This is a genomic window from Amycolatopsis keratiniphila subsp. keratiniphila, assembly GCF_001620365.2.
Taxonomy (GTDB): Bacteria; Actinomycetota; Actinomycetes; order Mycobacteriales; family Pseudonocardiaceae; genus Amycolatopsis; species Amycolatopsis keratiniphila.
Window position 1 is genome coordinate 184,033 of record NZ_LQMT02000012.1, and the last position, 18,010, is coordinate 202,042.

15 protein-coding genes are annotated in these 18,010 nt (G+C 71.1%); 11 read left to right on the forward strand and 4 right to left on the reverse strand.

Annotation, left to right across the window (positions count from 1 at the left end):
* The first annotated feature begins 264 nt into the window (after window positions 1–264).
* From AVR91_RS12525 to AVR91_RS12560, 8 genes are read left to right on the forward strand one after another with little or no spacing between them, the layout of a single operon-like run.
* Window positions 265–1,770 (forward strand): UDP-N-acetylmuramoyl-L-alanyl-D-glutamate--2,6-diaminopimelate ligase, encoded by a 1,506-nt coding sequence (locus tag AVR91_RS12525; protein WP_063273770.1) that lies wholly within the window; start codon window positions 265–267, stop codon window positions 1,768–1,770.
* The gene (locus tag AVR91_RS12530; protein WP_063273771.1) at window positions 1,767–3,287 is read left to right on the forward strand and encodes a UDP-N-acetylmuramoyl-tripeptide--D-alanyl-D-alanine ligase; all 1,521 of its coding nucleotides are present in this window, start codon (window positions 1,767–1,769) and stop codon (window positions 3,285–3,287) included. Before AVR91_RS12525 ends, AVR91_RS12530 begins: the two co-directional genes overlap by 4 nt.
* A complete protein-coding gene (gene mraY / locus AVR91_RS12535) occupies window positions 3,284–4,369 on the forward strand; it encodes a phospho-N-acetylmuramoyl-pentapeptide-transferase (protein ID WP_016332673.1) in 1,086 nt (361 codons plus the stop codon). Before AVR91_RS12530 ends, mraY begins: the two co-directional genes overlap by 4 nt.
* A 3-nt stretch (window positions 4,370–4,372) precedes the next feature.
* Entirely contained in the window at window positions 4,373–5,776 is a 1,404-nt protein-coding gene (gene murD / locus AVR91_RS12540) for a UDP-N-acetylmuramoyl-L-alanine--D-glutamate ligase (protein WP_063273772.1), read from the forward strand.
* A complete protein-coding gene (gene ftsW / locus AVR91_RS12545; RefSeq protein ID WP_063273773.1) occupies window positions 5,763–7,241 on the forward strand; it encodes a putative lipid II flippase FtsW in 1,479 nt (492 codons plus the stop codon). Before murD ends, ftsW begins: the two co-directional genes overlap by 14 nt.
* Window positions 7,238–8,365, forward strand: a complete 1,128-nt coding sequence (murG, locus tag AVR91_RS12550; RefSeq protein WP_063273774.1) for an undecaprenyldiphospho-muramoylpentapeptide beta-N-acetylglucosaminyltransferase — start codon at window positions 7,238–7,240, stop codon at window positions 8,363–8,365. Before ftsW ends, murG begins: the two co-directional genes overlap by 4 nt.
* A complete protein-coding gene (murC, locus tag AVR91_RS12555; RefSeq protein WP_063273775.1) occupies window positions 8,358–9,767 on the forward strand; it encodes a UDP-N-acetylmuramate--L-alanine ligase in 1,410 nt (469 codons plus the stop codon). Before murG ends, murC begins: the two co-directional genes overlap by 8 nt.
* 2 nt (window positions 9,768–9,769) lie before the next feature.
* Window positions 9,770–10,606 (forward strand): cell division protein FtsQ/DivIB, encoded by an 837-nt coding sequence (locus tag AVR91_RS12560; RefSeq protein WP_063273776.1) that lies wholly within the window; start codon window positions 9,770–9,772, stop codon window positions 10,604–10,606.
* A gap of 84 nt (window positions 10,607–10,690) precedes the next feature.
* On the opposite strand, the gene AVR91_RS12565 is transcribed toward AVR91_RS12560, so the two are convergent.
* Window positions 10,691–11,440, reverse strand: a complete 750-nt coding sequence (locus tag AVR91_RS12565; protein ID WP_063273777.1) for a TetR/AcrR family transcriptional regulator — start codon at window positions 11,438–11,440, stop codon at window positions 10,691–10,693.
* Between the two features lie 95 nt (window positions 11,441–11,535).
* Between AVR91_RS12565 and AVR91_RS12570 the strand changes: the two genes are divergently transcribed.
* On the forward strand, window positions 11,536–12,369 hold the full coding sequence (locus tag AVR91_RS12570; protein WP_063273778.1) for an NAD(P)H-binding protein: 834 nt from the start codon (window positions 11,536–11,538) through the stop codon (window positions 12,367–12,369).
* A gap of 411 nt (window positions 12,370–12,780) precedes the next feature.
* On the opposite strand, the gene AVR91_RS12575 is transcribed toward AVR91_RS12570, so the two are convergent.
* Both AVR91_RS12575 and pknB read right to left on the reverse strand, forming a co-directional pair.
* Entirely contained in the window at window positions 12,781–13,539 is a 759-nt protein-coding gene (locus AVR91_RS12575) for a hypothetical protein (protein WP_063273779.1), read from the reverse strand.
* 123 nt (window positions 13,540–13,662) lie between these two features.
* A complete protein-coding gene (pknB, locus tag AVR91_RS12580) occupies window positions 13,663–15,720 on the reverse strand; it encodes a Stk1 family PASTA domain-containing Ser/Thr kinase (protein ID WP_063273780.1) in 2,058 nt (685 codons plus the stop codon).
* Between the two features lie 185 nt (window positions 15,721–15,905).
* Here pknB and AVR91_RS12585 point away from each other — a divergent pair, with 185 nt between their 5' ends.
* Window positions 15,906–16,274, forward strand: a complete 369-nt coding sequence (locus AVR91_RS12585) for an Rv2175c family DNA-binding protein (protein ID WP_063273781.1) — start codon at window positions 15,906–15,908, stop codon at window positions 16,272–16,274.
* Here the strand turns inward: AVR91_RS12585 and AVR91_RS12590 are convergent.
* Window positions 16,243–17,409, reverse strand: coding sequence for an MFS transporter (locus AVR91_RS12590; RefSeq protein ID WP_063273782.1), 1,167 nt, complete (start codon window positions 17,407–17,409; stop codon window positions 16,243–16,245). The two genes, AVR91_RS12585 and AVR91_RS12590, sit on opposite strands and share 32 nt — an antisense overlap.
* A gap of 22 nt (window positions 17,410–17,431) precedes the next feature.
* Between AVR91_RS12590 and AVR91_RS12595 the strand changes: the two genes are divergently transcribed.
* On the forward strand, window positions 17,432–17,992 hold the full coding sequence (locus AVR91_RS12595) for a CGNR zinc finger domain-containing protein (RefSeq protein ID WP_063273783.1): 561 nt from the start codon (window positions 17,432–17,434) through the stop codon (window positions 17,990–17,992).
* Window positions 17,993–18,010 lie beyond the last annotated feature (18 nt).

An 18,010-nucleotide genomic window follows, 5' to 3' on the forward strand; every position in this document is an offset into this window, starting at 1 on the left:
CCTCAAGCGACAGTCGGAAGCCCTTGCGTGCCAAGGAGAGCCCGCGAAACCCATTACCACGAGCATGATCGCCGCGCTCACACCCCGCACCGCTTCAGTCACCCGAATGCCGCGCCGGTAACCTCCTTGGCTGTGTCGGTGCCTACTTCAGATCCCCGCAGCGGTCCCGCCGTCGAAAGCGGGTCCGGCGCGACGGCTGCCCAGGTCCCGGACAGCCCGGTCAAGGCCGTCGCCGCACCCCCTCGTCCGGCCAGGATCGAGCCGATGCCGCTGGGCACGCTGCTCGCCAGGGCGGGCGCCCGGCTCGTGGTGGGTGGCGACGACTACCCGGCCGCGGCCGAGCTGACGGTCACGGGCAGCACGCTCCGCGCCCAGCATGTCCTCCCCGGTGACCTCTTCGCCGCGCTTCCCGGTGCCCGCGCCCACGGCGCGGACTTCAGCGACCAGGCCATCGCGGCCGGCGCGGCCGCCGTGCTCACCGACGAGGCCGGTGCCGAGCGCCCGGTGCTCCGCGACGCCGGCGTGCCGATCCTGGTGCACCCCGACCCGCGGGCCGCCCTCGGCGAGATCGCCGCCTGGATCTACGGCGAGCCGTCGCTGGAGCTGTCCGTCCTCGGGATCACCGGGACGTCCGGCAAGACCACGACGTCGTACCTGGTCGACGCCGGGCTCAAGGCGGCCGGGCTCACCACCGGGCTGATCGGCACGGTCGAGACCCGGATCGCGGGCGAGCGGCTGGCCAGCGGGTTCACCACCCCCGAGGCGCCGGATCTGCAGGCGCTCCTGGCGGTGATGGTGGAGCGCGGAGTCACGCACGTCCCGATGGAGGTCTCCAGCCACGCGCTGTCGCTGGGCCGCGTCAACGGCACGCGTTTCGCCGTCGGCGCCTTCACCAACCTCTCCCAGGACCACCTGGACTTCCACAAGGACATGGAGGAGTACTTCGCCGCCAAGTCGCTGCTGTTCGACGGCCGGTCCACCGCCGAGGTGGTCGTCGTCGACAGCGCCTGGGGCCAGGCACTCCTCACCCCGCACACGGTGACCGTGTCCACCGAGCCGGGGACGGACGCGCTGTGGCGCGCCACCGACCTCAGCCCCACCCCGGCGGGGGAGCAGACCTTCACCCTGCACGGCCCCGACGGCCTCACCGCCGCGGCGAAGATCCCGTTGCCGGGTGAGTTCAACGTGGCGAACGCCGTGCTCGCGGCCGCGATCCTGAACACCGCCGGTGTCCCGCTCGACGCCATCGTCGCCGGGCTCGCCGCGGTCGAGGTGCCGGGCCGGATGGAGCGGGTCTACCTCGGCCAGCCGTTCACCGCCGTCGTCGACTACGCGCACAAGCCCGCCGCCGTCGCGCAGGGGCTCGACGCGCTGCGTGCCCGTACCGAGGGCCGGATCATCACCGTCCTCGGCTGCGGCGGGGACCGCGACACCGCCAAGCGCCCGGTCATGGGCGAGGCGGCGGTCCGCCGCAGCGAGGTGCTGATCGTGACCGACGACAACCCGCGGTCGGAGGATCCGGCCGCGATCCGGGCGGCGATGCTGGCCGGTGCCCGCAACGCCGGGCCGGCCTTGGGCGGCGAGATCCTCGAGATCGCCGACCGCCGGGAAGCCATCGTCCACGCCGTCGAGCTGGCCCGGCCCGGCGACATCGTGCTCATCGCGGGCAAGGGCCACGAGACCGGCCAGGAGGTCCAGGGTGTCGTGCACCCGTTCTCCGACGCCGAAGAGCTGGCCTCCGCCATCCGCAGACGTCTGGAGACAGAGTGATCGTGCTCAGCCTGGCCGAGATCGCCGCCATCGTCGGCGGGCGGCTGCATCGGACCGACGGGACCGCCCAGGTCACCGGAAGCGTCGAATTCGACACCCGTGAGGTCACTCCCGGCGGGCTGTTCATCGCGCTGCCCGGCGCGAAGGTCGACGGCCACGACTTCGCCGCGCGAGCCGTCGAGGCGGGCGCCGTCGCGGTGCTCGCGGCCCGCGAGGTCGACGCGCCGGCCGTGATCGTGCCGCCGCTGGCGGCCGGCGAGGGGCACGAGCGGGCGTTCGCGCTGGTCTCGGACAAGGACGGCGCGGGCGCCGCGGTGCTGGCCGCGCTCGCCAAGATCGCCCGGCACGTGATCCAGAAGCTCGCCGGTGACCACCTGACCGTCGTCGGGGTCACCGGTTCGGCGGGCAAGACCTCCACCAAGGACATCATCGCCCAGCTGCTGGAGCCGCTCGGCCCGACGGTGGCGCCGCCGGGCTCGTTCAACAACGAGCTGGGCCACCCCTGGACGGCGCTGCGGGCCGACGACTCGACGCGGCAGCTCGTGCTGGAGCTCTCCGCCCGCGGGCCAGGCCACATCGCCGAACTGGCGGCCATCGCGCCGCCGCGGATCGGGGTCGTGCTCAACGTCGGCACCGCGCACGTCGGCGAGTTCGGCTCGCGCGAGGGCATCGCCAAGGGCAAGGGCGAACTCGTCGAGGCGCTGCCGAGCGCCGAGGACGGCGGTGTCGCGATCCTGAACCTCGACGACCCGTACGTCGCGGCCATGGCGAGCCGGACGAAGGCCCGCGTGGTGTTCGTCGGTGAGAGCGAGTCCGCGCAGGTCCGCGCCGCCGACATCACCCTCGACGGTGAAGCGCGCGCGTCGTTCCGCCTGGTCACCCCGGACGGCGAGGCACCGGTGAAGCTGCCGCTCTACGGCGAGCACCACGTCGCGAACGCGCTCAGCGCGGCCGCCGTGGCACTGGAGATGGGCTCGACGGTCGAAGAGGTCGCCGCCCGCCTGTCGAGCCTCGAACGGCGCTCCGAACGCCGTATGGAGGTCACGACCCGGGCCGACGGCGTCACGGTCCTCAACGACTCCTTCAACGCCAGCCCCGAGTCGATGCGGGCCGCGCTCAAGGCGCTCGCGTCGATGAGCGCGAACCGCCGCTCCTGGGCCGTGCTCGGCGTGATGGGCGACCTCGGCGAGAACTCGGTCGAGGCGCACGACGGCATCGGCAGGCTCGTCGTCCGGCTCAACATCGACAAGCTCGTGGTCATCGGCGAGGCGGCCGCGGCCACCCATCAGGGCGCGCAGCAGGAGGGTTCCTGGGGCGAGGAGTCGGTACTGGTACCCGACGTCGACGCCGCCATCGCCCTGCTGCATGATCAGCTCCGCGCGGGAGACGTGGTGCTGGTGAAGGCGTCCAAGGCCGCCGCTCTGTGGCGGGTGGCCGACGCCGTGCTCGCCGCTCCCGTAACCGACGCTGAATCCCTTTCCCCCTCTCACGAACGCTCGAACGGTGGTGACGCGTGATCAGCATCCTGATCGCGGCCGCGGCGGGCCTGCTGGTCTCCATCCTCCTCACTCCCTATCTGATCCGGGTGTTCTCCCGGCAGGGCTTCGGCCAGGAGATCCGGGAGGAAGGACCGCAGGGACACAAATCCAAACGCGGTACCCCGACGATGGGTGGTGTCGCGATCATCGTCGCGATGGTCGTCGGGTATTTCGTGGCGCATCTGATCAGCGCGCTCAGCGGCGGCAACGGCACCGGCGGCCCGTCCGCCTCGGGGCTGCTGGTCCTCCTGCTGGCCGTCGGCCTCGGGCTCGTCGGGTTCCTCGACGACTTCATCAAGATCCGCAAGCAGCGCAACCTCGGGCTGAACAAGACCGCGAAACTGGTCGGCCAGCTCGTGGTCACGATCGCCTTCGCGATCCTGGCGCTGCAGTTCGCCGACGAACGCGGGCTGACCCCGGCGTCGGAGAGCCTGTCCTACGTGCGGGACCTCGCGCTGATCACCTTCCCGTCGGTGTTCTTCGTGATCTTCTGCTACATCGTGATCTCCGGCTGGTCGAACGCGGTGAACTTCACCGACGGCCTCGACGGCCTCGCCGGCGGCACCGCGGCGATGGTGCTGGCGACCTACGTCGTCATCGCCTTCTGGCAGACCCGCCTCTCGTGCGCGGTCACCCCGCAGGCCGCCTGCTACGACGTCCGTGACCCGCTGGACCTGGCCGTGGTGGCCGCCGCGGCGACCGGCGCCTGTGTCGGCTTCCTGTGGTGGAACGCGGCCCCGGCGAAGATCTTCATGGGTGACACCGGTTCGCTGGCCCTCGGTGGCCTCGTCGCCGGGCTGTCGATGACCACCCGCACCGAACTGCTCGCCATCGTCATCGGCGGTCTGTTCATGGTCGAGATGATCTCGGTGGTCGCACAGATCGCCGTGTTCCGCACGACCAGGCGGCGGCTGTTCCGGATGGCCCCGTTCCATCACCACTTCGAGCTCGCGGGCTGGGCCGAAACCACCGTCATCATCCGCTTCTGGCTGCTTTCGGCCATCTGCTGCATGTTCGGTCTCGGCCTGTTCTACAGCGAGCAGCTCGGTCTCGGGGGTTAAGCGGTGGAGCTGGCCGGGCGTCACGTCCTCGTCGCCGGTGCCGGGGTCACCGGCAAGTCCATCGTCCCGGTCCTGAAGGACCTGGGCGCGCGGGTCACCGTCACCGACGGCAACGCCGAGCGGCTGGCGGAGCTCGAAGGGCTCGGCGCCGACCTGGTGGCGGGCCTGACCGAGCCGCCCGGAGACGTCGAGCTGGTCGTCACCAGCCCCGGCTGGAAGCCGACGTCGCCGCTGCTGGTGGCGGCGGCCGAAGCCGGTGTCGAGGTGATCGGCGACGTCGAGCTGGCGTGGCGCGTCGGACAGCTGCGCGACAAGCCGCCGGTGTGGCTCGCGATCACCGGCACCAACGGCAAGACGACCACGGTCGGGATGCTGGAGTCGATCCTGCGTTCCGCCGGGGTCGACGCCGTGGCCTGCGGGAACGTCGGTTTCGCGGTACTCGACGCGGTGCGCGCCGGGCACGAGGTGCTCGCCGTGGAGCTGTCGAGCTTCCAGCTGCACTGGTCGTCGACACTGGCCCCGCTCGCGTCGGTGGTGCTGAACCTGGCCGAGGATCACCTCGATTGGCACGGCTCGATGGAGGAGTACGCGGCCGCGAAGGGCCGGGTCCACACCCACTCCCGGAACGTCGTGCACAACCTCCACGAGGAGTGGTCCATCCGCCTCGCCGACGAGCACGCGCCCGCGGACGCCCGCCGCGTCGCCTTCGGGATGGACACCCCGCGTCCCGGCGAACTCGGGATCGTGGAAGACCTGCTGGTCGATCGCGCCTTCGTGGCCGACCCGGCGACCAGCGCCGACGAACTCGGCACGCTGGCCGACGTGCGGCCCGCCGGTCCGCACAACGTCTCGAACGCGCTCGCCGCGGCCGCGCTGGCCCGCGCGTACGGCGTCACCGGCGAGGACGTCGCCAAGGGCCTGCGCGAATACCGGCCCGCCCCGCACCGGGCCGAGGAGATCGGCGAGATCGACGGCGTCCGCTACATCAACGACTCCAAGGCGACCAACCCGCACGCGGCGAGCGGTTCGCTGCGCGCGCATCTGAACGTCGTCTGGATCGCCGGTGGCCAGCTCAAGGGCGCTTCCGTGGACGAACTCGTCGGCTCGATCGCCGGAAGGCTGCGCGGAGTCGTGCTGTTCGGCGTGGATTCACCCGTGATCGCCGCCGCTGTCGCGCGACACGCGCCGGATGTCCCGGTGAACAGCCTCCCTTCGGGTGACGATGACACCATGACTGCGGCGGTGAAGGCGGCCCGCGCCCTGGCGCGCCCTGGAGATGTGGTGCTGCTGGCCCCCGCCGCGGCGTCGTTGGACATGTACTCGAGCTATGGCGCACGCGGCGACGCGTTCGCGAGCGCGGTCCGTGTCCTGCGCGACGGTGCGGAGGAGACCAGTGACGGCGGTTGAGGAAAGAAAGCGCGAGCCCGCGCCCCGCAAGCGTCGTGAACGCAAGGAAAGCCCGTTCGTCGCCTTCCGCACCGCGCTGACGGCCTGGCTTTCGCGGCCGCTCGCTTCGTTCCACCTGGTCTTGGCGCTCACCGGCGTGCTGACCGTGATCGGCATCGTGATGGTGCTGTCCGCGTCTTCGGTCGCCTCGTACAACCCCAAGACCGGCACCGGCGTGTACGCCCAGTTCAGCAAGCACCTCATGTTCGTCGCGATCGGCGCCGTGGTGTTCTGGATCGGGCTGCGGGTGCCGCTGGAACGCGTCCGGCGGCTGTCGGCGACGGTGACGGTGATCTGCCTCGGGCTGCTCGTGCTGGTGCTGACCCCGCTCGGCTCGGAGGTCAACGGTTCGCAGGGCTGGTTCCGGCTCGGCGGGTTCGCCTTCCAGCCGGTCGAGGCGGCCAAGGTCGCGCTGGCCTTCTGGGGCGCGCACATCCTGGTGATCAAGTACAACATCATCAATCAGTGGCGCCATCTGCTCGTCCCGGTCGTGCCGATCGCGCTGCTGATGTTCGCGCTGGTCATGATGCAACCCGACCTCGGCGGCACGATCACCCTCGCGGTCGTGCTGATGGCCCTGCTGTGGTTCGCGGGCGCGCCGAAACGGCTGTTCGGCGTCATCCTCGCGGGTGGCCTGGCCGGGATCCTGGTGCTGGCGATCATCGCCCCGTACCGGCTGGCGCGGGTCATGTCGTTCGTCTCCGGCGACCCGGACACCAGCGCGGACGGCTTCCAGGCCAACCAGGCGAAACTCGCGCTCGCCGACGGCGGGTTCCTCGGCAAGGGCCTCGGCCAGGGCCAGTCCAACTGGGGCTACCTGCCCAACGTGCAGAACGACTTCATCTTCGCCCTGATCGGCGAGGAACTCGGCTTCATCGGCTGCGCGGTGGTGCTCGGGCTGTTCGCCGGGGTCGCCGTCGTCGGCCTGCGGATCGCCACCCGCAACCTCGACCCGTGGATCCGCATCGTGGCCGGCACGCTGACCGTGTTCCTGGTCGCGCAGGCCGGGATCAACATCGGCTACGTCGTCGGCCTGCTGCCGGTCACCGGGGTCACGCTGCCGTTGATCTCCTACGGCGGGACGTCGCTGGTGATCACCATGCTCATCATGGGGATCCTGGCCAACGCCGCCCGGCACGAACCGGAGGCGGTGGCCGCACTGCGCTCGCAGGGGCCAGGTAAATTCGGACGCCTGCTGAGGCTTCCCGCGCCCGAGCCGTACCGCCCGCCAGCCAAGCGCAAGGGCGGCGCGGCCAGGGGAGGCGCCGCCAAGGCGGCGAGGCCCGCGCCGAGGACGGCGAGGCCTTCGCCCGCACAGGAGCGGCGCCGTTCGGTACGGGAGCCCGGCAGGAGGACGGCCGCGCGAACGGCGGTGAACCGCGGTACCGCGAAACGGGGTACCGCAAACCGGAGAGGTCATAGGTGAACAACCCCGTCAGAGGTGGCGCTTCAGGCGAGGTCGCCGGCAAAGCGCCGGTGGTCGTGGTCGCCGGCGGTGGGACCGCCGGGCATATCGAACCGGCACTCGCCCTCGCCGACGCGGTGATGCGCCTGCGTCCCGACGCGAAGGTGATCGCGCTGGGGACCCAGCGCGGTCTGGAGAACAAGCTCGTCCCGGCGCGGGGCTACCCGCTGGAGCTGATCCCGCCGGTGCCGATGCCACGCAAGCCGACGCCCGAGCTGCTGAAGATGCCGCTGAAGGTCCGCGACGCGGTCAAGCGCACCCGTGAGGTCCTGGACCGGGTCGGCGCGGACGTCGTCGTCGGCTTCGGTGGCTACGTCGCGCTTCCGGCGTACCTCGCCGCGCGCGGCCGCACGCCGATCGTGGTGCACGAGGCCAACGAGAAGCCGGGTCTGGCGAACAAGGTCGGCGCGCGGTTCGCCGTCCGCGTCGCCGTCGCCGTCCCAGGGACGCCGCTGGCGAAGGCCGAGGTCATCGGCATCCCGCTGCGCCGCTCCATCACCTCGCTCGACCGGGCCGCGCTGCGCGCCGAAGCCCGCGAGCACTTCGGGCTCGACCCCGACGCCCCGACGCTGCTGGTCTTCGGTGGCTCTCAGGGCGCGGTGTCGATCAACGGCGCAGTCTCCGGCGCGGCCAAGGAGTTCGCGGACGCCGGCGTCGGGGTCCTGCACGCCCACGGGCCGAAGAACACTCTGGTCGTCCAGGAGTTCCCGGGGCGGCCCGCGTACGTGCCGGTGCCGTATCTGGAGCGCATGGACCTCGCATACGCCGCCGCCGACGCGGTGCTGTGCCGTTCCGGCGCGATGACCGTCGCCGAGGTGTCCGCCGTCGGCCTGCCCGCGGTGTTCGTCCCGCTGCCCTACGGCAACGGCGAGCAGGCGGTCAACGCCCGGCCCGCGGTCGACGCCGGTGCCGGGCTGATGGTCGACGACGCCGACCTCACCCCCGCCAAGGTCGCGGAGCTGGTGATCCCGCTGGTGTCCGACGCCGACCGGATCGCGAAGATGAGCGCGGCCGCGGTCGGCCTCGGTCACCGCGAGGCCGACGAGACCCTTGCCAAGATCGTGCTGGAGGCCGCAGGTGCCTGATCAACTCCCCGACACGCTGACGCGTGCCCATCTGATCGGGATCGGCGGCGCCGGGATGAGCGGCATCGCCCGTATCCTGCTCGCCCGCGGTGCCCAGGTGTCCGGCTCCGACGCCAAGGAGTCGCGCGCGTTCCTCTCGCTGCGCGCCCAGGGCGCCGAGATCGCCGTCGGCCAGCGCGCCGAGAACCTCGACGCCTTCCCCGAGGGGCCGTCCTCGGTGATCGTGTCGACCGCGATCAAGGACGACAACCCGGAACTGATGGCCGCGCGGGAACGCGGGATCACCGTGCTGCACCGCGCGCAGGCGCTGGCCGGGCTGATGGAGGGGCACCGCGTCGCCTGTATCGCCGGGACGCACGGCAAGACGTCGACGACGTCGATGCTGACCGTCGCGCTGCAGCAGTGCCGTCTCGACCCGTCGTTCGCCATCGGCGGCGACCTCAACGAATCGGGCGCGAACGCGCACCACGGCGAGGGCGGCGTCTTCGTCGCCGAGGCCGACGAGAGCGACGGGTCGTTCCTGGCGTACTCGCCGTCGGTGGCCGTGGTGACCAACGTCGAGCCGGACCACCTGGACCACCACGGCACGGCCGAGGCGTACGTCTCGGTGTTCGCCGACTTCCTCGGCCGGATCGTGCCGGGCGGGCTGCTCATCGTCTGCGGTGACGACGAGGGCGCCTCGGATCTGGGAGCAAGGGCGTCGGAACAGGGCATCCGTGTCCGCCGCTACGGGCGTTCGGTCACCGGCGCCGACGACGCGAAGGTGCTCGACTACGCCCCCGCGCCGGACGGCGGCGTCGTCCGGATCTCGTTGCAGGGCGAGGAGATCGTCCTCCGGGTCGCGGTGCCGGGCGAGCACATGGCGCTGAACGCGATCGCCGCGCTGCTGGCCGGGATCGAGCTCGGCGCGCCGGTCGAGGGACTGGCCGAGGGGCTCGCCGCGTTCGGCGGCGTCCGGCGACGGTTCGAGTTCAAGGGCCGGGCGGGCGACGTCCGCGTGTACGACGACTACGCGCACCACCCGACCGAGGTCGACGCGCAGCTGCGCGCGGTGCGGACAGCCGCGGGCTCCGGCCGGGTCGTCGTGGTCTTCCAGCCGCATCTGTACTCGCGCACGAAGGCGTTCTCGAAGGAGTTCGCGGCCGCACTGTCGCTGGCCGACGAGGTCGTCGTGCTGGACGTCTTCGGGGCGCGCGAGAAGCCGGAGCCCGGCGTGAGCGGCGCGCTCATCGCCGAGGGGATCTCCGGTGTCCCCGTGCACTACCAGCCCGCGTTCGACGTCGCGGCGAAGCTCGCGGCGGATCTGGTCGAACCCGGCGACCTGCTGGTGACCATGGGCGCCGGCGACGTCACGCAGCTCGGCCCGGAGATCCTGGCCGAACTGGACCGGCGGGCAGGCTAGTCATGACGCAGACCGGGGAACGCCGCCGCCCGGCCGAACCCGGTCGGCGTCCGCGCACCGAACGGGTCAAGCGGACTCCGAGGGCCGAACGGACTCAGCGCTTGAAGGAACGGCGCGGCAGGCGGTCGGTGTACGACCGCCGCCGCACCGCCCGGCCGAACCGGCACAAGGAGCTGCGGCGGCGCTGGGTCGCGCTGCTCTCGGTGCTGACCGCCGTCGCCCTCGTCTACCTGCTGTGGTTCAGCTCGATGCTGGGGGTGCGGCAGGTCGACGTCGTCGGGTCGAACTCCGTGCCCGCGGACCAGATCCGCGCCGCGGCGGCGGTGCCGGACCAGAAGCCGATGCTGCGCCTGGACACCGACGAGATCCGGGACAAGGTGGCACAGATGCCCGGCATCGCCACCGTCGACGTCTCGCGGTCGTGGCCGAGCACCCTCGAGATCACCGTGACCGAACGGAACGCGATCGCGTTCTTCGACAGCGGGCCCGGCGGCGACGGCGTGCACCTCGTCGACGGCGGGGGAGTGGTGTTCAAGACCGTCAAGGAACGGCCCGCCGGGCTGCCCGAGCTCAAGCTGCCGCTGGTGTCGGCCGACGACCCGGTGACCCGCGCGGTGACCGGCGTCCTCGGTGTGATCCCGCAGCAGCTGCTCAAGCAGGTCACCACCGCGACGGCGAAGACCCCCGGCAGCGTCGAGTTCGTGCTGGCCGACGGGAAGACCGTGCGGTGGGGGACCTCGGCCGACACCGAGCGCAAGGCGAAGGTCCTGGCCGCGCTGCTCACCCGCGAGGGCAAGGTCTTCGACGTCTCGGCCCCCGATCTGCCCACCGTCTCCTGACTCCCTGTCGCGCGAGTGTCATGAAAGGGTCGTTCAGGACATCTTTTGTCCTGAACGACCCTTTCATGACACTTCGGGGCGCGCTCAGCGGGTGACGAGGGCTTCGATACCGTCCAGCATGCGTTCCAGGCCGAACGCGAAGGTCTCGTCGGCGGCTTCGCAGGTGTCCGCGTCGTAGCCGCCGCTCTCCCAGATCCGGGTCATCGCCGGATGGCGCGCCACGTCGAAGTACTTCTCCCAGAACACCGACCGCTGCCCCCACCAGGCGTCCGTCGACTCCCCGGTCTCCTGCTCGACCTGCGCCGTCTCGGCGAAGAGTGTCGCGTTGGCCTGCACGTAGATCTCGATGCTGTTCGCGGCCGCGGCCGCCTTGCGCGGCTCCAGCCCGATATCCGACACCGCCGCGATCACGTACTCCTGGCCCGCCATCAGCCCGGGGCCGAGCACCGGCCGCACCATCGACGTCGAACGCAGCCACGGATGCGCCCGGAACACGGCCAGGGTGCGCTCGGCGTAGAGCCGCACCTGCTCGCGCCAGCCGTCCGGCCGCGGATCGCCGGGGCCGGGAAGGTTCCGTTCGGCGAGCACGGAATCGACCATGAGATCGAGCAGTTCCGTCTTGCCGGGGACGTAGGTGTAGAGCGTCATCGTGCCGGCGCCGAGTTCCTTGGCGATCTGGCTCATCGACACGGTCGCCTCGCCCGCCCGGTCGGCGAGCGCGACAGCGGTGGCGATCACCTGGTCGAGGGTCAGTTTGGGCTTACGTCCCCTGGTCGGCTGCCGGGCTTCGCCGCGGTCACGCCACAACAGATCGAGGCTGCGCTCGAAGTCCATCCACACTCCACTCGGCCGTGAAGCTGGATTCTACATTCTCGTATGCGGTACGGTTAAACTGATCCCGTAGGGCGTACGAAAAGGAGTGGGGAATCGTGACGATCCTGGTGACCGGTGCGACCGGAAGCGTCGGCAGGCTGCTCGTCGACGAACTGGTGGAGGCCGGGGCTCCGGTGCGGGCGCTGACCGTCAACCCGGCGAAGGCGGCGCTGCCCGAGCAGGTGGAGGTCGCCAAGGGCTACCTGGGCAAACCGGAGACGTTGCCGGAAGCCCTCGAAGGCATCGAGACCGTGTACCTGGCGCCGCTCGCGGCCAAGGTGGACGACTTCGTGAAGCTGGCGAAGGAGGCCGGAGTGCGCCGTGTGGTGGCGCTGTCGGGCAGCAACGCCGACGACCCGGCGGAGAATTCGAGCGGCGTGGACTACGCGATCATCGAGAAGGCCGTCCAGGCGGCGGGTTTCGACTGGACCTTCCTGCGGCCGGGCGCGTTCATGAACAACACGCTCGGCTGGGCGGAGACGATCAAGGCCGAGCGGGTGGTCCGCGAGGCCTACCCCGAGTCGCGGATGACGCCGATCGACCTCGCGGACATCGCCGCCGTCGCGGCGCACGTCATCCTGACCGAGGGGCACGTCGGCAAGAAGCACACGCTGAGCGGGCCGACGGCGATCAGCCAGCGCGAACAGGTCGCCGCCATCTCGGCCGCGCTCGGCGAAGAGGTGGTCTTCCAGGAACTCACCAGGGAAGAGGCGAACCAGCAGTGGGCCGCCGCCGGGATCCCGGCGGAGATCGCCGAGTGGCTGCTCGACGGCTTCGCGTACTTCACCGAGAACCCCGACAAGCCGACCGGCGTCGTCCAGGAACTCACCGGTCGGCCCGGCGTCACCTACGCGGAGTGGGCGGTGGCGAACGTCGAAGCCTTCCGCTGATAAGGCCAGTTGAGCAAAGTTGTTTTTGCGTACCTATGGTCGGGTGCTTTCGCGTGACCGGTGGGACGCCATACCTGTTCGGGTGGACGACGCTCGGCAGGGTTCGGCCGCCGCCGAGTGTCGTCCATCTGATCACATGTGTCGTCCGTGCCCGACCCACTCTGTGGCGGCGTTTCTTACTCGCCGTGGTTTTGCCGGGTGCCGAACTTGACCGGAACGGGTTGCGAAAGCCACTTTCGCAACCTTCAACGTTGCGAAAGTGGCTTTCGCAACGTCGGCTGTGGTCGGGCTCGGTACCGCCTTGGCGATCATGTCGCGAAAGCCACTTTCGGGACATCAGACGTCTCGAAAGTGGCTTTCGCGACACGCCTCCACAGCCCTAGGTAAAACCGTCCTTACCACTCAAGGGTTTCAGCGCGCTCGGCGTGGGAGGCGGGTCGGCAGGGGAGCGCCCCGCGGCTGGTCCGAAGCGGGCGGCGGGGACGATGGCTGAGGCAGGGGCGGCGGGACCTGAGCGGGCCAGGCCGGGGTGATCATCGCCTGCGCCCCGACCCGGCGGACGGGCAGCCCGTGCGACTTCCGCGCGGGCAGCCCCGGCCAGATCTCGCCCGCCTCCTTGGCGGCGTCGCGGATGGCGGTGCCGTCGAGCGAGGTGCGCGACTCCTCGATGTCGCGGTCGAGCCACTGGACGATGAACTCCAGCGGCCCGTCGGGCGGCAGCGGCCACAGGAAGATCTCGTGGTCGACGTGGAAAGCCGAACCGCCCAGCCCCTGCGCGCGCAGCACCGGCTGGTCCGGTTTGGTGGCCGACGGCACGGAGATGGTCTCCGAACTGGCCCGCCTCCCGTCGGGGAACAGCACCCCGACCAGCAGCGCGTTGTAGTCCGGGACCCGGCGGTGGTCGATCAGGCCTTCGCCGGGTTCGTCGAGCAGGAGATCCCGCGAGTACACCGACAGCTGGAAGGACACCGACTCCGGCCACACCTCGATGCCGCGCAGCGCCACGATGGTCCGTTCGGCCCGGCCCAGCGGCATCGACCAGGGCAGGATCGCCGGGACGATGTACTCGTGCGGCGTCTCCACCCAGGGACGGCCGTTGTAGCCGAACAGCTCCTGCTCCGGCACCGGGAACAGGGGGCGGCTGCGCGGACCGTCCGTGAAGAAGCTCATCGCGGCGCGGCGGAACGCGGGGTGAAGCTGTCCGACCTGCCGTTCACTCCGTCGACGACCACCATGCGCTCACGGTAGCCGATGACCATGCCGGTACTGAACGGTTTCAAAGCACCTTTCGCGTCACCCGAAGCCCTTGATCTTCACTTTCGTGCCCTTGGGCACCTTGGTGCCCGGCTGCGGATCCTGCTCCAGGACGAAGTCGAAACCACCGTTTCCGCCGCCGTGACCGTTCCCGTTTCCGCGACCCTGACGGTCCGGCTCCAGACCCGCCTGTTTCAGGATCTGGATCGCCTCCTCCATCCGCTTGAAGGTCACGTTCGGTACTTCGACGGCGTTCGAAACGAACACGCCGATCCGGCGGTTGCTCGCCTTGCCGCCGCCCTTCGGGTCGGTGCGGATCACCTGACCGGCGGCGAATTGGTCGGAGAACTCCTCACCGGCCTGGAACGGCTGGAAGCCCGCCTGCTGCAGGATCTGGAACGCCGCGTCCTTGGTCTGGCCGGTGACGTCCGGGACCGGCGGCAGCGGCTCGGGGCCCTTGGACAGGATGATCGTGACCTGCCCGCCGATGTTCAGCTGCGAACCGGGGCCCGGGTCGACGCGGATCACCTTGTTCTTGGCGACGTCGCTGTACTCCTGCTCGCCCTGGACCGGGGTCAGCTGCGCGGCCTTGATCGCCGTCTCCGCGTCCTGCTGGCTCGTCCCGGCCTGGATGTCCGGCACGATCGGACGCCCCTTCGACAGCACGACGTTGACCGTGGCGCCCGGCGCGAGCGACGTGCCCTCCGCCGGGTCGGACCGGATCACCGTGTGCTGCGCGGCGGTGTCGCTGTACTCCTCGGTGTAGGCCGGGGTCAGCTTCGCCGACCGGAGCGCGTCACCGGCGGCGGCCTGGTTCATCCCGGCCAGCTTCGGCACCGACGACGACGTCGGGCCGGAGTCGTTGAGGATGAAGGCGAACGCGCCGATCAGGCCGCCGAGGACCAGTACCGCGGCCGCGATCATCAGGTAGAGCCGCTTGCGCGACCCCGGCTGCTCGTCGCCGGCCGCCGGTTTGGGGCGCGGGGGAGGCGTGCGGGGCGGCTGCGGGGCCGGGATCTGCGGCTCGCGGTGCAGCGCCTGCGTTCCGCGCGGCCCGGTGACCGGAAGGGTCGCCTCGGCGACCGGGGGCAACACGGTCGTCGCGGCGGCGGCCGGAGCCACCGCGGGGACGGCGGGGATGCCGGGGGTGGTGCGCTCGGCGTCGGTCTCCCGGTCGGCGTCGGCAGGGAGCGGGACGGGCACCGGGACCGCCGGGACACCGAGGACGGTGCGCAGATGGTTCAGCTCGGCGAGGAAAGCCGCGGCGTCGGCGGGCCGTTGCTCGGGGTCGCGGCGCGTGGCGCGCAGGATCAGCTCGTCCAGCTGCGGCGGGATACCGGGCCGCAGCTCGCTCGGACGTGGGACGTCGTCGTTGACGTGCCGGTACGCCACCGAGAGCGCGGTGTCGCCGGTGTACGGCGGACGTCCGGTGAGCATTTCGTACAGCAGGATCCCGGCCGAGTAGACGTCCCCGCGCGAGGTGGTCGCGCCGGTCGCGACCTGCTCGGGCGAGACGTAGGCGACGGTGCCGAGGATGACGCTCGAACTCGTGGTGCCCGCGCTCGCGACCGCGCGGACCAGCCCGAAGTCGCCGACCTTGACCACGCCGCCCGAGAGCGCGGTCCCGCCGCGGCCGATGAGGACGTTCTCCGGTTTGACGTCGCGGTGCACCAGACCGGCGGCGTGCGCCGCGGCCAGCGCGGAGAGGACCGGTTCGGTGATGCTCAGCGCGAGCGCGACGTCCAGTGGACCGCGTTCGGCGAGCAGCTCGCGCAGGGTCCCGCCGTCGACGAGTTCCATCACCAGGAACGCGCGGCCGGACTCCTCGCCGCCGGGGGTGTCGAAGCCCTGGTCGTGCACCGCCACCACGTGCGGGTGGTGCAGCCGGGCCGCCGAACGGGCTTCCCGTTCGAAGCGTTCGACGAAGGACCTGTCGTCGGCGAACCGCGGGTCCATGATCTTGATGGCGACCTGGCGGTCCAGGCGGGTGTCGACGCCGCGGTACACCGACGACATCCCACCGCGTGCGAGCAGCTTGTCCACCCGGTAGCGGCCCTCGAGCAGAGTGCCCACCAGCGTGGGGTCCGTGCGTGTCACGGCTATGGATCGTACGGAAGTACCCATGTTCTGGTGTACGGGACCTGGGTCGCCGGGGATCACGATTCCCGTCATTTCGTCGGATCGGCGGTATCCGTGACCGGGTGGGTACTTTCCGTCAACGCCCGGCTCGTCACCCGTGCGCACTAACGGAGGGGGAGACGGAATGTGGCACAGTGTCACCTGTGAGTGGTATTCCCGTCGCCGACGACGTTCTCGATGCCGATGTGGCCGTTCTCCCGCTTCCGGAGGTCGCGACCGCGCTGAACGTTTCGGCCAACAAGGTCCGCCAGATGCTGCGCGACGGCCACCTGATCGCCGTCCGGCGCAAGGGCGAGCTGTACGTCCCGGTCGCGTTCCTGGTGAAGGACGGCGTGGTCAAGGGCCTGGCGGGCACCATCACCGTGCTCGCGGACGCCGGGTTCAGCCGGACGGAGATGCTGCGCTGGCTCTTCGCCGAAGACGAGACCCTGCCCGGGATCACCCCGGTCAACGCGCTCCGCACGAGCCACGGCACCGAGGTCAAGCGGCGCGCGCAGGCGATGGCCTTCTAGCTCGCACCAGCGCATATGTGACGGCCGCGAGAAGCTGGAACCCCGCCGCGGCACTCAGCGCGGCGGTTACGGAGAGTGCGCTCAACGGCCCCGCGGCCGCGGCTCCGACCGCGAGTCCGGTGATCTTCACGCTCGCCGCCGTCGTGAAGACCTGAGCCCGCACCGCCGCGGGTGCTTCGCGATGCCGGATGGCGAACAGCGCCGAAAGCTGCGGGCCTTCCGCGAAACCGGCGAGTACGGCGGCGGCCAGCAGGGGCACCACGCCGTGTCCGGCGGCCGCGAGCAGGAAACTCGCGCCGAGCAGGACGGTGCTGGCGAGCACGGTGCGATCCGGCGGGGGCGGTCTGCGGGCCAGCACGGCGTTCGCGACCAGTGACGCGGCGGCCATCACGGTGAGCAGGAGCGCGCCGAACCCCGGATTCCCCAGTCGCTGGGCGCCGAGCAGCGGGTAGCAGACCACGGCGATCCCGATGCCGACGAAGGACACGGTGGACGTCGCGGTGGCCCGCAGCAGCGCGCGGTTGCGGAAAAGGACCGCGAACCCGTCGGCGAGCTGACGGCGGATCGGTCTCGTGGGCTTCGCTTCGGTGGCGGGCAGCGACCATGCGGCGGGGAAGGCGGCCGCGACCAGCGTGATCGCGAGCGCGACCGCGGCCGGTGCGCCGGCGTATGCGGCCACGAGCCCGGCGAGTCCCGGCCCGGCGAGGCTCGCGGCGGTGAACGTCATCGCGTCCAGCGTGCTCGCCCGCTCCAGCGGTGTCGTGCCGCGGACCTGCGGCAGCTGTGCCGTCCATCCGCCCGCCAACGCGGGGTTGAGCAGGCCGGCCGCGACGGCCACCGCGATCGCCGCGGGGACTTCGACCAGCGCGAGCACCGCGCCGAGCCCGCCCGCGTACGCGAGCAGCGCCCACGCCAGCAGCCGTCCCGGCCGGGGACTGCGGTCGAGCAGGGCGCCGAGCAGCGGCCCGCCCGCCGCCGCGGAGATCGTCAGGCCCGCGAGCAGCGCGGATCCGGTGGCGGCCGAGCCGTCGATACTCACGCCGAGCAGGAGCAAAGCCGGCCCGGACAACTCGTCGCCGGTTCTGGCGACCGTCGCGCCGGCCAGGTAGACGGCGAGACTGTAACGGCCTCTCATGACTGAGACGTTACAGTGGGGTATGACTTCAGCGCAGCGGGATTTCCTGCCCGGCCGGTCGGCGCGGGCGGCGGCACAGCGGGCGGTGGATCTGCTGGTTGTGCTGCTTTCGCCGGATCCGTCGGCTTCGTCGGTGCGTTCCGTGCTGGAAGCGCACGGCGAGACGTCGGTCGAGTTGGCGCCGTCGGACGTGACGTCGTTGCGGGCGGCGGCCGCGGAACTGCGGGAGGTGTTCGCGGCGCGGGATGTCGCGGAGGCGGCCGATGTGCTCAACCGGCTGCTTGCGCGCTACGCGCATCCGCCGCGGCTGACCGATCACGCGGACGGGTTCGGCTGGCATCTCCACGTGGACGCCGACGACGACGGGCCGTGGGGCGCGTGGCTGGTGACGTCGTCCGCGCTGGCGCTGGCCGTGCTGCTGTCGGACCGTCAGGCGCCGCCGGGTGGGCTGTGTGCCGCTTCGGGCTGCGGGAAGCCCTTCGCGCACTTGGGTGGGGGGAGTCCGCGTCGGTACTGCTCGACGCGGTGCGCCACTCGGGAGCGGGTGGCGGCTCACCGTCGCGATCGGTCCCGGACGCCATGAACGGTCCGTTCCTTGCAA

Excerpts from the sequence above, each read along its gene's own strand:
- AVR91_RS12525 (WP_063273770.1), top strand. The coding sequence starts at position 265 with ATGCCGCTGGGCACGCTGCTCGCCAGGGCGGGCGCCCGGCTCGTGGTG.
- AVR91_RS12560 (WP_063273776.1), top strand. The coding sequence starts at position 9,770 with ATGACGCAGACCGGGGAACGCCGCCGCCCGGCCGAACCCGGTCGGCGT.
- AVR91_RS12565 (WP_063273777.1), bottom strand. The coding sequence starts at position 11,440 with ATGGACTTCGAGCGCAGCCTCGATCTGTTGTGGCGTGACCGCGGCGAA.
- AVR91_RS12575 (WP_063273779.1), bottom strand. The coding sequence starts at position 13,539 with ATGAGCTTCTTCACGGACGGTCCGCGCAGCCGCCCCCTGTTCCCGGTG.
- AVR91_RS12590 (WP_063273782.1), bottom strand. The coding sequence starts at position 17,409 with ATGAGAGGCCGTTACAGTCTCGCCGTCTACCTGGCCGGCGCGACGGTC.
- AVR91_RS12595 (WP_063273783.1), top strand. The coding sequence starts at position 17,432 with ATGACTTCAGCGCAGCGGGATTTCCTGCCCGGCCGGTCGGCGCGGGCG.